The sequence below is a fragment of the Thiothrix sp. genome (genome assembly GCF_028714775.1).
Classification (GTDB): Bacteria; Pseudomonadota; Gammaproteobacteria; order Thiotrichales; family Thiotrichaceae; genus Thiothrix.
The window spans coordinates 26087-38193 of record NZ_JAQTLS010000009.1 but is presented as its reverse complement, the minus strand read 5'-3'; the positions used below and the strand labels follow the sequence as shown (position 1 = coordinate 38193).

Genomic DNA, 12107 nt, shown 5'->3' with positions numbered 1-12107 from the left:
GCTTATTACATTCCTAGCGGGCGGACTATTTTATTTTGTGGGCGGCATCCAACCGGATGAAACGGCGGCGGGAGGGTGATCCACAATCCGTTCATCAGCACTGACACCCGAAACCACTTCAACCATACCTTCACCTTGGTCAGAACCTAACCGTACCAAACGCAGCTCTGAAGTATTGTCATCCTTGACGACTAACACGCTCGGCAAACTCCGCCCGCTCAGCAAGGCACTGCGCGGAATGATTGCCACCTTGGCATCACCCTTACTCCGCTCAGGCAAATAAATTTCAGCGTACATGCCGGGAGCAGCCACCACATCAACCGGCAAATCAAATTTCACCGTAACCGTGTGGCGGCTAGGATCGGCAATGGGATAAATTTGTGAAACTTTCGCCATTGTACTGACATTACCGTCGATCCGTACAGGGACAACCATATCCTTATCCAGATTCCCCACCAACCCGGATGGCACATCCGCCTGCAAACGCTTGTACTTAACAAAACCAAATTTGATCATTGGCTGACCGGGCTGGACGGTATCCCCCACCTCAACCATTTTCGCCAACACAATCCCTTCAAACGGGGCAATCGACTTGGCATCACGCACCGCCGCATCAATTTCCTGCAATTGCGACATGGCCTGCTGTAAATTGGATTGGGACTGGGACACACCCGAGGCACTGCCCATCAGATCGGTGTAGCGCCCCATGTCCGAGTCATAATTGTTCATCATAGAGTCGGCAAACGGGCGTACCGCGAACATATCGAACATCGCAGGCAAACCCATGCCCGGCATTGCACCAATATCCTTGCTGCGCGGGGAAACCAGTTCGCGGGTGTATTGGGCTTGGGAATTCTGCAACACCGCCTGCGCGGTAGCGATCTGCGCCAGCACAGCATTGCGCTTGGCCTGAACTTGGGACTCATCCACTTGGACGATAACATCACCCTGCTTAAAGCTGGAGCCCACCTCCCCAGCAACGAGCTTAACCACCCCTGGTATCTGGGCAGATAAAGTGACTTCTTTATAGGGAATGACAGTGCTCCCCATCACGGACTGGGACTGCGACACAGCCGCCTCAACCCTGACTATTTCGGCAGCCTGTGCGACAGGAAAAAGGTATGCGCCCGATACCAAGACCAGCAACCAAAGCGCATTTTTTCTTATGCTCATGCGTTTACTAATTCCTCAAAGCGGCAGTATTTGAAGGCAACGAGAGATAAACACGTTCGCGGAAACATGCTTGCAACAGAACTCCTTCCCCTCTCTTTCCTAGCGGAACTATATCGTTTAACCCTTACAAATTCCAGTGAACCCAGAGGAATATTAGCAAATTCTTATAAATAACCGATGAAAATCCGCTTGATTTCCCCGAGGTTTTCATGATCAAGCGTCAACTCCACCGCTTTCGGCAAGCCCACATCCTCCCATACCTCGGCCCAATCAGCTTTTTCCCCTTTAAAACGCAACTTCAGCGACTTGACCTGTTCCAGCAGAATAACACTGACAGGCGGGTCAGTCTCCAGATGATCCAGCAGATTCCAGCTCTGCCGCAACAACTTGTCATCTTCAAGCACGTAACGCACCCGCTGGAGGGTGCTGCGCATTTGCCCAGAGGTGCGCAATTCCCAAGCCATGTCGGGGTTACCCCCTCGGGTTAACTCTAGCAACACACCCGCATCTGTTGGCGTATGAAAAGCGGGCGTCGCCTCCCCATACTCCGTACTCACCGCACGGTCGGCAAGTTGATGAATATCACGTTCCACAAACAGCAAAGCCTTTTGCAACTGCTGCAACTCGGCCTGCCGCCCACTATTGTTACGGTTAGAATCCAGCAACAACGAGATGGAGCTGTACGACAGCATCACCAACACGGCAAAAACCGCCATCGCAATCATCAATTCCAGCAAAGTGAAACCACGCACCTTTCTCATGGGGCTTGAACCTTTGCCCGGGGCTTGGGCTGCGGATTAGCCACATAACCCACTTGCATAGAGACCAATTCATCCGGCTGCCCCGCCTGATAAACGGAAACCTGAATCTTGCGCAAGTCATCCTCATTCGGGGCTGATACGATTTCCTGCTGCCACTTCCAGTCGATACCACCCATCTCAGCCTCCCCCGATTCTTTACCCTCGGCAGGAAACTCCTTGGACAATTGCACTTCTGCGACCTGGTTCAGTGCCACCCAACGGGCGAATGAACCATCCCGCATACGTTTGTAACCCGCAATGTCACCCGCACTGGTTTCCACACTGATACTGATCACCAGCCCCAGCAATAACAAGGCAAACATGACTTCGATCAAGTTGAAACCCGCCTGACGCGCCTTAACCCGTTTCATGAACCGCATCCTGAAGCCGCCCTTGCGCATCAAATTTCAGCACACCTTCGCGTTCGGGCGTGGAGCGCAAATGCCATTCAAACGGCGTCATTTCCCCCGTTGGCAAAATGAATACCTGCGGATGCAATGCATCTAAAACCACAGCCTGCCCCTGCAAATCAAGCACCTGCTTATATCCATCCGGTAATTTGTATTGGCGTAACAGGTCATCATCTTTAATCGGTTCCCATTGCGGCTTACCATCCTTATCAGCACCTTGGGTAAAAAAAGCGTAGCCCTTATCACCAAAACCCAACGCTAACGCTTGCGAACGCACCACGCTTTCGTCCTGCGCCAGACTGACTCGCTCGCGTAGCCGCGCCACCTCTTCATTCAAGGGATCAGACACCGACAACCCCAACAGGGAACCCACGAGCGTGTACAAGATGCCAACCGCCGTAATGACGATCAGCATTTCCAGCAAGGAATAACCCGCTTGCCGGGCTGGTTTACCGTTCCAGCCGCCAACTGCCAATATCATCGTCAGTACCTGCACGCTTGTCCGGCCCGATGCTGTAAACATCCATTTCATTATTGTGCGAACCCGGATTCAGGTAACGGTAATCGCTACCCCACGGGTCTTTCGGCAGGCTTTTCATGTACTGCCGCCAGCGGGGTGCATTCCCCGGATTGGAAACCAAGGCATTTAACGCCCCCGATGGCGGGAAAGCGCCATTATCTGCGCGGTACGATTCCAGATTGATCTTAAATTTACTGATTTCTTGTTCGGCTTTTTGGGAGTTAGCCTTATCCAACACATCCATATTACTGAATACAATCCCCAGCAAAATCCCGATAATCACGATAACAATCATCAATTCTGTTAACGAGAAACCGGCTTCCAACGGCTTGCGCCCACGCATACTTTTCACATTCATGCAGTTCGTCCTCTCATGCAAGATTCATGAGGGGGATTCTGGCATACTGCCTTCCATGTTGCACACCCAGAAAAGAATAAAACCATCCTCATGATCAACCGATGCATCAACCATTATGGCGTTGCAGCTATTTTCAGCATTAGCTTGCTGTTACTGCAACTCTTTCAGGGCGACCTGATCTTCCAACGTCACTTGATTGATGACGGGCAGGTATGGCGTTTGTGGACAGGCAACCTAATCCACACCAACCTTTGGCATCTGGCGCTTAACCTGTGCGGATTCTGGTTACTGACTTCCATCAACCGCCCACCAACCCCACCACGCATACTGGCAGCACATATCCTTTTTATCAGCACTTGTACTGGCTTGGGGCTGTGGTTCTTAAGCCCGGAAGTGGCTTGGTACGCGGGCTTTTCGGGTGTGCTATACGGCCTATTCATGCTCGCTGGCCTGCAATTTGCGCAGCAAAAGGAATGGGCAACCGCCCTACTGATCCTGCTCGGCATCTGCGGCAAAACCGCATGGGACTGGCTGCATGGGGGAAACGCTTTGTCAGCCAACCTGATTGACGCCCCCGTCATTTATTCCGCCCATATTTATGGCATGGAAGGTGGCGTCATACTGGCACTCTTCCACCTTGCCAAACCCATTAACAAACCGTGATGTTTCACCGCCACTTCCTGCGGCTGATGGATGCGTTCCTACCAACTGATTGCGCTTTCTGTGGGCAACCACACCTAGAAGGACACCCGCTTTGCCAGCAGTGCCACGATGATTTACCGTGGCTACCGGAAACCAACAACATCCCCATTGCACCTTGCGAAACTTGCATCAGCGCATTTACCTACCAGCCACCAATCAGTAATTTGCTGCTGGGGATCAAATTCGGCAAACACATCCGCGAACTTGCCACGCTCGGGGAATTGACCGCCAGCGGCATCCTGCCGCAGATCGCGCAGCTACCGGATGCCATCTTGCCGGTTCCTTTGCATACTGCCCGCTTACACAAACGCGGTTTTAACCAAGCCTTGGAATTGGCCCGACCGTTAGCCAAGCAACTCGGCGTTCCGCTGCTGACCCACGCGGTCACACGCCACAAATCCACATTGCCGCAAACCGAACTCGATTCCAGCCAGCGCCAACACAACTTGAACCAAGCATTCCAGCTTACTGCACCATTGTCTTACGCCCGCATTGCCATTTTTGATGATGTCATCACCACCGGGGCAACCACCCGCGAACTGGCGCGGTTATTACGTTCACACGGCGTGCAACACATTGAAGCGTGGTCTTGCGCCCGCCCTACCTTGCGGCAAAAACATGAACTTGAGCCGCGAATCGACTACCATTAAGCACCAAGTAAACAACCGGAAGCAAACACACATGATCCGCAGCATGACGGCCTTTTCCCACCGCGAACTGACCACCGAACACGGCACAATGAGCTGGGAAGCCCGCACGGTCAATCACCGTTACCTCGACATCAGCCTGCGCTTGCCGGAAGACTTCCGCAGCCAAGAAAATGCTTTCCGCGAAACCATCCAAAGCACCCTCAAACGCGGCAAAGTTGAAACCACGCTGCGTTTCAACCCCAGCAAAAGCAACACCAGCGAAATCCGCATCAACGAACCGTTGGCTCGCGCCCTGATCATTGCTTGCCGCCAACTGGAATCCATTACCGACAACCCGGAACCGCTCAAAGCCGTCGACATCCTGCGCTGGCCGGGGGTGGCACAAGATTCCCAACCCGACATGGACATCCTTTGCGCCCACGCCAAAGCCTTACTGCAAGACACGCTGGATGACCTCTTGGAAACCCGCGAACGCGAAGGCAAACGCTTGGCAGATTTCATTTACCAGCGTTGCGACCAGATTGCGGAAATCATTGTGCGCATCCGTAAACACCGTCCCGGCATCATTGCTGCCCAGCGCGAAAAAATCCTCAACCGCATTGACGAACTGAAGATTTCACCGGACTACAACCGCATCGAACAAGAACTCGTGATCCTCGCCCAACGCTTGGACGTGGAAGAAGAACTGGATCGCCTGATGGCACACCTAGACGAAATCAATGAGGTGTTGGAACGCAACGAGCCAGTCGGACGCCGCCTCGATTTCCTCATGCAGGAACTCAACCGCGAAGCCAACACCCTATCATCCAAGTCCAACGACGCCGACACCACGCAAGCTGCCGTTGACCTCAAAGTCATGATCGAGCAGATGCGCGAGCAGGTGCAAAATATTGAATAGGGTAAATTCACCCCCTGTAGATTTTTAAGTGTTTTCGCATTACATTGTTGTAAACTTACAACGCCAGCGCCTGATGCTGAGAATAAGGAAGGGCTAAAAAGCTGTTTGGTCGAAATCCGAGGCAGCATCTTACCTAAAAGGGAACCATACTACAGGGTAAGTGACCAAAAGCACGACAAACAACAACTGGAAAAAACGAGAGATGACCATGCCCAAAATAATGCGCAACGTGATACTGCTAGCAGCGATGATCCTGCCTGCCGCCGTACCCACCACAGCGCACGCCGCACTTCCTACCGAAGTCAATGGTCAGCCTTTGCCTTCTTTGGCCTCCATGCTGGACAGGGTAACGCCTGCTGTCGTGAACATCAGCACAGAAGGTCGCCAGCAAATGAGCGAGCCGTTACTCGGCGACCCGTTTTTCAAACGCTTTTTTGGTGACAGCCATTCCGAAAGCCCAGTCAGTGGTACTGGCTCTGGCGTCATCATTCACGCACAACGGGGACACATCCTCACCAACTCCCACGTTATCGAGTCAGCGGACAATATCCTTGTCACCTTGAATGATGGGCGTAAATACCAAGCCCAAATCGTTGGGGTTGACCCTCGTGCCGATCTGGCAGTGCTGCAAATCCCCCCTGAACGGCTAGTCGCCATGCCCTTTGGGGATTCTGAGCATCTGCGGGTAGGTGATTTCGTGGTCGCCATCGGCAATCCTTATGGTATCGGGCAAACCGTGACTTCCGGCATTATCAGCGCCCTGCACCGCAACCCCGGCATCAGTGAATATGAAAACTTCATCCAAACCGACGCCCCCATCAATTTGGGCAACTCCGGCGGGCCACTGGTCAACCTGCAAGGGCAATTGATTGGCATCAACACCGCCATTCTGGGCGACCAAAGTGGTGGTAACTTAGGCATTGGCTTTTCCGTCCCCATCAATACGGCAGCAGGCGTGATTACCCAAATTGTCCAGAATGGACGGGTCGAACGCGGGCAGTTGGGCATAGAGGTTCAGGACAGTGACATCAACATGACCAATAACGCTGGCGCAAGACCTAATGCAGGGGCACTTGTACGCTTGGTCATCCCGAAATCCGCCGCCGAAAAAGCGGGGGTCAAAACCGCTGATGTCATTATCCGCCTGAATGGCAAAAACGTAAGCAACGCCGTTGATGTCAAAAATATGGTGGGGAACTTGCGGATTGGTGAGCGAGTCAACATCACCTTGCTGCGGGCAGGTAAACCGCTCAACATTACCGTTGTCATCGGTGCACCTGAGAAAAATACTGCCCGGGCTACGCCAGCAGCATCAAGCCCAGCGCAGAATGTGGGCGAGAAGCCGTTCTGGGAACGTGAACTGCGTTGAGCGAAGAGTTTTACACCACATATATTGACATTTACGAAGCATTTGCTATATGTTTACTCTAGGTACTAGTAGATGTTGTGGCAATTAAGGCATAGAATTCCGAGCTTGTGAATAAGCCCACAATACTGAAGAAATAGCAGATAACTTTTAGGCTTGCTGGTCAGAACGACGAGCAATTTTGCAGTTTCCGCAAAGTTATCAGAGAACACTTAATAATTAAGCGCTTAAGCCCGGCGCTTGTGTTTTCTGTTTGCGGACACAGGTTTGGTGTCCCCAATCCAAACCTGTTTAATTAGCCCCGGCTTTTTAGACCCCCTGTTTGGCCGGGGTTCCTTTTCTATAAGGAACATCATATTAGTCAGTAAATTAACTAATCCTGAATAACCTAAAGATAAAATTCATTTATCTTTCTTTTCTGTTTGCAATCAACGACCTAACCACGCCTCGGCAACAGCCCAACATTCATCCAAACCTTGCTTATTCAACGCCGAAAACGTTTGGACTGAAATACCACCAAGCCCCTCAAGCTCCTTGCGTACCGTCAGCAACACATTACCTGCCGCACCGCGTGACAACTTATCCGCCTTGTTCAGCAAGACATGCACGGGCAAACGCCGACCATGCGCCCACCCCAACATCGCTTGGTCGTACTCGGTCAGCGGGTGACGAATGTCCATCACCAAAACCAAACCCCGCAAGGTGTTCCTTTCCATCAAGTACGATTCAATAAATTTATGCCACTCCAACTTCACCGCTTCCGGTACTTTTGCGTAGCCATAGCCCGGCAAGTCGACCAAAAAGTGACCATCTGTTAGGCGAAAAAAATTAATTAGCTGCGTCCGCCCCGGTGTTTTACTGGTGCGGGCAAGCGACTTTTGCGAGCATACCACGTTGATTACGCTTGATTTTCCGGCATTAGAGCGGCCTGCAAAAGCAATCTCAAGACCACCTTCTGGAGGCAGAGTCTTACGGGTTGTCGCACTTTGCAGGAAACTTGCCTGCTGAAAGTAATGGTTCATAATGTTAGAATTCTCTAATATTTTTTGCGGAACAGAAGCAGAATATGTTATACAATCCAGTCGTTTTTTCGCGATGTATAAGCCAAGAGGCTGATTGTAGCGAAAGAAAGGCTGTGGAGCGTGTGGATTATGGTACGCCTGCGGTCAAGCTGGTGCAGCTTAAAGAGCGCCGGACATGATTGCAAGTTGATTGCTTCAACCGCAAAAAGACGGTAGGGCGTCGCATCAAGTACTGGTTAGTCTGGGGAGTAACCAAATGATGCGGTTAAACGATTACAGATTTTGTAGATATCTTAGGAGCACTTCGAGATGAAAAAAGTACTCGCGTTTGTACTGACTGGCCTGGCAATTAGCATCACTGCATCTGCTTGGGCAGAAGGTGGCAATGCAGAAGCAGGCAAAACCAAATCCGCGACTTGTGCAGCCTGCCATGGCGCAGACGGTAACAGCACTAACCCTGAATGGCCAAAACTGGCAGGCCAACATGCTAGCTACATCGTGAAGCAGTTGACCAACTTCAAGGAAGACAAACGTGTCAACGCCACCATGTCCCCTATGGCTAAGCCATTGAGCGAACAGGATGTGGCTGACTTGGCAGCCTACTTCGCCAGCCAACCCAAAAAACTGGGCGAAGCTGACCAAAGCAAAGTAGCACTGGGCGAACAAGTTTACAAAGGTGGCAACAATGCTACTGGCGTTGCCGCTTGCGCTGCCTGCCACGGCCCAACAGGCGCTGGCAACCCGGCTGCTAACTTCCCTTCACTGAACGGTCAGCAAAACACTTACGTTAAAAATCAGTTGAATGCATTCCGTAAGGGCGAACGCGCTAACGATGCAGGCAAAATGATGCAAAACGTTGCTGCTAAAATGACTGATGCAGAAATTGACGCTGTAGCAGAGTACATTGCTGGTTTGAAGTAAGTTACCATTCCGTAATGGACTGAAACCAAACAAAGGGTGGCATCTGTCACCCTTTGTTGTTTTAATGCCCCTTCCTGCAACCATGGTCTTCGCGGTATGAGAAACACACCCACTGCCAGTACACGCCTGATCAACTTTCTGGGTTCCATGAATCTGGCTATCAGTTTGTTGGTAGTGTTGGCAATTGCGTCCATCATTGGCACTATCCTCAAACAAAACCAGCCTTACACGGATTACCAAATCAAGTTTGGCCCCTTCTGGTTTGACCTGTTCAAGTCGATGGGACTGTACGATGTTTACGCTGCCGCTTGGTTCCTTGCGATTTTGGTGGTGTTGGTCATTTCCATCGCTACCTGTGTAGGACGCAACACTCCCGGCATCTTGCGCGAGTTACGCCATTTCCGCGAAAACGTGCAGGAAAAATCCCTGCGGGCAATGAAGCATCAGCTCAGCCTCAGCAGCCCAATGGACAACACCGCCGCGCAAGCCATGACGCAGCGCATCCTGCACGCACAAGGTTTCAAAACCCGCCAAAAAGTGGCGGACGACCACGTGGTCATCGCGGGCATGAAAGGCCGCGCCAACCACTGGGGTTATTGGCTGACCCATCTTGGCATGATCGTCATCCTGTTTGGTGGCGGCATACTGGACAATAGCAGCCTCGCCATCAGAATTGGCGAGTGGCAGGGAACCCTTAAACCGGAAACCCGCAACCTCCCCGCCGCCGATGTACCAGCCATCAGCCAACTGCCACCGGATAACGCCACCTACCGTGGCTCGGTAGACATCCCGGAAGGCAACCACGCCAACATCATTTTCCTGCCGGTACGCGACGGCTATCTGGTGCAACACTTGCCCTTTGATGTGGAAGTGAAAGATTTCCGCGTTGAACACTATTCCACCGGGATGCCCAAATCCTTTGAAAGCGATCTGGTCATCCACGACAAGGCTTTGCCCAAACCGCTGGAAGCCACAATTTCGGTCAACCATCCACTGGTCTACAACGGCGTGGCAATCTATCAAGCTAACTTCGGTGATGGTGGCTCCAAGATCAACCTGCGCTTGCACCCTTTCAACAGCCAGTTCGCTGTGCAAGATGTGGAAGGCAATATCTTCCGCGATTACAAGCTGAGCAGTTCCACACAAAACTACACGCTGGAACTAAAAGATTTCCGCCTGTTCAACATCAATGATATGGAAGAACCGGACGGCAAAGTTAAAAAGCGCAACATCGGCCCGAGCATCACTTTCAAGCTGCGTGATGCCACTGGGCAGGCGATGGAATACCAAAACTACATGAACCCGGTCAATATCAAGGGGCAGAACTACCTCATCAGTGGTGTGCGCAGTTCCCCGGCTGACCCGTTCCGTTATTTGCACATTCCGGTGGATACCAAAGGTGGCACAGGGCGCTTTATGCGGTTTTTGTCGGATTTGCAAAACACCGAACTTGTGAAAAAATCAGCGCTTGAGACAACCCGTACATCCATGCAGCAAGCCCAGATGCAGAATGCCGATGTGGAAAATCAGGTGATCGAATCTATGGTGCACTTGACCAGCATTTTTGCCACCAAGGGTTCGGATGGGATCATGCAGGAAATCACCACCCGCTTCCCCGAAGACAAGCGCGAAGCGGCGTCGGAAGCCTTTATGAAAGTCCTAAATGCGTCAATGCGGGCGGTGTATCAGGAAACCCTCAAGCAAGAAGGTGTAACTGGCGAACCCAACGAAGCTGACTGGATGTTCTTTGACGACAGCTTGCTTGCCATTGATAAGATTTCATCCTACGGCTCGCCGTGGCTTATCCAAATGACCAGCTTCAAACAGATTGAAGCGTCAGGATTGCAAATTACCCGTTCACCGGGCAAAAGCGTGGTCTACCTCGGCAGTATCATGCTGGCAATAGGGGTCTTTCTGTTATTTTATGTCTCACACCGTAGAATATGGGTATGGATCAAACCGGCAGGAGATAAGCAGTCAGAAATTGTGCTGGCGGGCAGCAGTAACCGTAACCAGCCAGAATTCGAGCTTTATTTCAAGCACCTACAAGATACGTTCACACAGACCATCGGACGAGAGGTAACACATGGCAACGCAACAGGAAATGATTGATTCCCTGATTGAACAACCCGGACTATTCCAGCGCTTAGGGCTGACTGATTGGCTGTGGGCAGGCTTGATACTCGCTGCCACCGCATTCGTGTTCGTGCAATACGGCCAAGTGATGGATGCGTATGAAATCGGCATTCTGGCAATGACAGCACCCGGCTTGGTCGCCTTGGGATGGTTCTGGAAATCATTCCAACCTTACGCGCTGACCGTGGCAGTATTCAGCCTCTTCAGTGCATGGCTTTACAGCGGCAGCTACGCCAATGCGGAAAGCGTGTTTGGGCTGAAATTCCTGCTCTCTAGCCAATCCGCCATCATGTGGATGAGTGCTTTGTTTGTGATGGCGACCGTCGCTTATTTCGGCGGCTTGCTTGCCAACAGTGACTTTACCCAAAAAACCGCCACCGCCATTACTTGGGCTGCGCTGATCATGGGCTTTACCGGGCTGATGGTGCGCTGGTACGAGTCTTACCTGATTGACCCAGAGTTCGGACATATCCCAGTCAGCAACTTATATGAAGTGTTTATCCTGTTCTGCCTGATGACTGGCTTGCTGTACCTGTATTATGAACAGCAATACAAAAACCGCTCGCTCGGTGGTTTCGTTTTATTGGTTATTAGTGCCGCAGTCGGCTTCCTCTTGTGGTACAGTTTTGAGCGTAACGCAGCCAAAATTTTACCGCTGGTTCCTGCGCTGAAAAGCTATTGGATGAAAATCCATGTGCCCGCCAATTTTGTTGGCTATGGTGCATTTGCCCTCGCTTCGATGGTGAGCGTAGCCTACCTGCTACGTGCCAATGGTGAGAAAAACAACCCACAAGGTTTTGCAGCTACCCGCCTGCCGCCTTTGGAAATGTTAGACGACATCACCTACAAAGCGATTGCGCTAGGGTTTGCCTTTTTCACTGTTGCCACCATCCTTGGGGCAATGTGGGCAGCCGAAGCATGGGGCGGTTATTGGTCGTGGGACCCCAAGGAAACTTGGGCGCTGATTGTTTGGCTGAACTATGCTGCTTGGTTACACCTACGCCTTTCCAAAGGCTGGCGTGGCGTACCGATGGCATGGTGGGCCATTATTGGATTGTTTGTCACCGTGTTTGCGTTCCTTGGCGTCAACATGTTCCTGTCAGGATTGCATTCCTACGGCGAACTTTAAGCAGGTAAATGTTGTCCTAGCG

The 12107-nt window shown here is 51.7% G+C and carries 13 protein-coding genes; 7 read left to right on the top strand and 6 right to left on the bottom strand.

The annotated features are described in order from the left end of the window. Positions 1-30 precede the first annotated feature (30 nt). From PHE17_RS09840 to gspG, 5 genes are all read right to left on the bottom strand, one after another. Positions 31-1173 carry an efflux RND transporter periplasmic adaptor subunit gene (locus PHE17_RS09840; RefSeq protein WP_301015672.1) on the bottom strand — a complete coding sequence of 381 codons (1143 nt, stop codon included), beginning with the start codon at positions 1171-1173 and terminating at the stop codon, positions 31-33. Positions 1174-1337: 164 nt separating this feature from the next. Further along, complete coding sequence (gene gspJ / locus PHE17_RS09835) at positions 1338-1934, bottom strand: type II secretion system minor pseudopilin GspJ (protein WP_301015671.1); 597 nt, start codon at positions 1932-1934, stop codon at positions 1338-1340. Further along, positions 1931-2344, bottom strand: a complete 414-nt coding sequence (gene gspI / locus PHE17_RS09830; RefSeq protein ID WP_301015670.1) for a type II secretion system minor pseudopilin GspI — start codon at positions 2342-2344, stop codon at positions 1931-1933. Before gspI ends, gspJ begins: the two co-directional genes overlap by 4 nt. After that, a complete protein-coding gene (locus tag PHE17_RS09825; RefSeq protein WP_301015669.1) occupies positions 2331-2864 on the bottom strand; it encodes a GspH/FimT family pseudopilin in 534 nt (177 codons plus the stop codon). The genes gspI and PHE17_RS09825 overlap by 14 nt, the downstream gene beginning before the upstream one ends. After that, the gene (gene gspG / locus PHE17_RS09820; protein WP_301015668.1) at positions 2833-3261 is read right to left on the bottom strand and encodes a type II secretion system major pseudopilin GspG; all 429 of its coding nucleotides are present in this window, start codon (positions 3259-3261) and stop codon (positions 2833-2835) included. The genes PHE17_RS09825 and gspG overlap by 32 nt, the downstream gene beginning before the upstream one ends. Before the next feature lie 90 nt (positions 3262-3351). On the opposite strand from gspG, the gene rrtA reads away from it, so the two are divergent. The 4 genes from rrtA (at position 3352) to PHE17_RS09800 (ending at position 6880) form a co-directional block, all read left to right on the top strand. Next, on the top strand, positions 3352-3924 hold the full coding sequence (rrtA, locus tag PHE17_RS09815; RefSeq protein ID WP_301015667.1) for a rhombosortase: 573 nt from the start codon (positions 3352-3354) through the stop codon (positions 3922-3924). After that, positions 3924-4613: a ComF family protein gene (locus tag PHE17_RS09810; protein WP_301015666.1), complete on the top strand. Its 690-nt coding sequence runs from the start codon at positions 3924-3926 to the stop codon at positions 4611-4613. The genes rrtA and PHE17_RS09810 overlap by 1 nt, the downstream gene beginning before the upstream one ends. Continuing rightward, complete coding sequence (locus PHE17_RS09805; protein ID WP_363320097.1) at positions 4582-5511, top strand: YicC/YloC family endoribonuclease; 930 nt, start codon at positions 4582-4584, stop codon at positions 5509-5511. The genes PHE17_RS09810 and PHE17_RS09805 overlap by 32 nt, the downstream gene beginning before the upstream one ends. Positions 5512-5719: 208 nt before the next feature. Next, entirely contained in the window at positions 5720-6880 is a 1161-nt protein-coding gene (locus tag PHE17_RS09800) for a trypsin-like peptidase domain-containing protein (protein ID WP_301015665.1), read from the top strand. Positions 6881-7305: 425 nt separating this feature from the next. On the opposite strand, the gene yihA is transcribed toward PHE17_RS09800, so the two are convergent. Then, a complete protein-coding gene (gene yihA, locus PHE17_RS09795; RefSeq protein WP_301015664.1) occupies positions 7306-7899 on the bottom strand; it encodes a ribosome biogenesis GTP-binding protein YihA/YsxC in 594 nt (197 codons plus the stop codon). A gap of 309 nt (positions 7900-8208) precedes the next feature. Here yihA and PHE17_RS09790 point away from each other — a divergent pair, with 309 nt between their 5' ends. The 3 genes from PHE17_RS09790 (at position 8209) to ccsB (ending at position 12085) form a co-directional block, all read left to right on the top strand. Continuing rightward, positions 8209-8820 (top strand): c-type cytochrome, encoded by a 612-nt coding sequence (locus PHE17_RS09790; protein WP_301015663.1) that lies wholly within the window; start codon positions 8209-8211, stop codon positions 8818-8820. Between the two features lie 96 nt (positions 8821-8916). Next, complete coding sequence (locus tag PHE17_RS09785; protein WP_301015662.1) at positions 8917-10932, top strand: cytochrome c biogenesis protein ResB; 2016 nt, start codon at positions 8917-8919, stop codon at positions 10930-10932. Then, a complete protein-coding gene (gene ccsB / locus PHE17_RS09780; protein ID WP_301015661.1) occupies positions 10907-12085 on the top strand; it encodes a c-type cytochrome biogenesis protein CcsB in 1179 nt (392 codons plus the stop codon). Before PHE17_RS09785 ends, ccsB begins: the two co-directional genes overlap by 26 nt. Positions 12086-12107 lie beyond the last annotated feature (22 nt).

What these genes read in the sequence shown, in the direction of transcription:
- gspG (WP_301015668.1), bottom strand. Translation starts at nt 3,261, where the DNA reads ATGAATGTGAAAAGTATGCGTGGGCGCAAGCCGTTGGAAGCCGGTTTC.
- PHE17_RS09825 (WP_301015669.1), bottom strand. Translation starts at nt 2,864, where the DNA reads ATGATATTGGCAGTTGGCGGCTGGAACGGTAAACCAGCCCGGCAAGCG.
- PHE17_RS09805 (WP_363320097.1), top strand. Translation starts at nt 4,582, where the DNA reads ATGAACTTGAGCCGCGAATCGACTACCATTAAGCACCAAGTAAACAAC.
- rrtA (WP_301015667.1), top strand. Translation starts at nt 3,352, where the DNA reads ATGATCAACCGATGCATCAACCATTATGGCGTTGCAGCTATTTTCAGC.
- yihA (WP_301015664.1), bottom strand. Translation starts at nt 7,899, where the DNA reads ATGAACCATTACTTTCAGCAGGCAAGTTTCCTGCAAAGTGCGACAACC.
- ccsB (WP_301015661.1), top strand. Translation starts at nt 10,907, where the DNA reads ATGGCAACGCAACAGGAAATGATTGATTCCCTGATTGAACAACCCGGA.
- PHE17_RS09810 (WP_301015666.1), top strand. Translation starts at nt 3,924, where the DNA reads ATGTTTCACCGCCACTTCCTGCGGCTGATGGATGCGTTCCTACCAACT.
- gspJ (WP_301015671.1), bottom strand. Translation starts at nt 1,934, where the DNA reads ATGAGAAAGGTGCGTGGTTTCACTTTGCTGGAATTGATGATTGCGATG.
- gspI (WP_301015670.1), bottom strand. Translation starts at nt 2,344, where the DNA reads ATGAAACGGGTTAAGGCGCGTCAGGCGGGTTTCAACTTGATCGAAGTC.
- PHE17_RS09785 (WP_301015662.1), top strand. Translation starts at nt 8,917, where the DNA reads ATGAGAAACACACCCACTGCCAGTACACGCCTGATCAACTTTCTGGGT.
- PHE17_RS09790 (WP_301015663.1), top strand. Translation starts at nt 8,209, where the DNA reads ATGAAAAAAGTACTCGCGTTTGTACTGACTGGCCTGGCAATTAGCATC.
- PHE17_RS09840 (WP_301015672.1), bottom strand. Translation starts at nt 1,173, where the DNA reads ATGAGCATAAGAAAAAATGCGCTTTGGTTGCTGGTCTTGGTATCGGGC.
- PHE17_RS09800 (WP_301015665.1), top strand. Translation starts at nt 5,720, where the DNA reads ATGCCCAAAATAATGCGCAACGTGATACTGCTAGCAGCGATGATCCTG.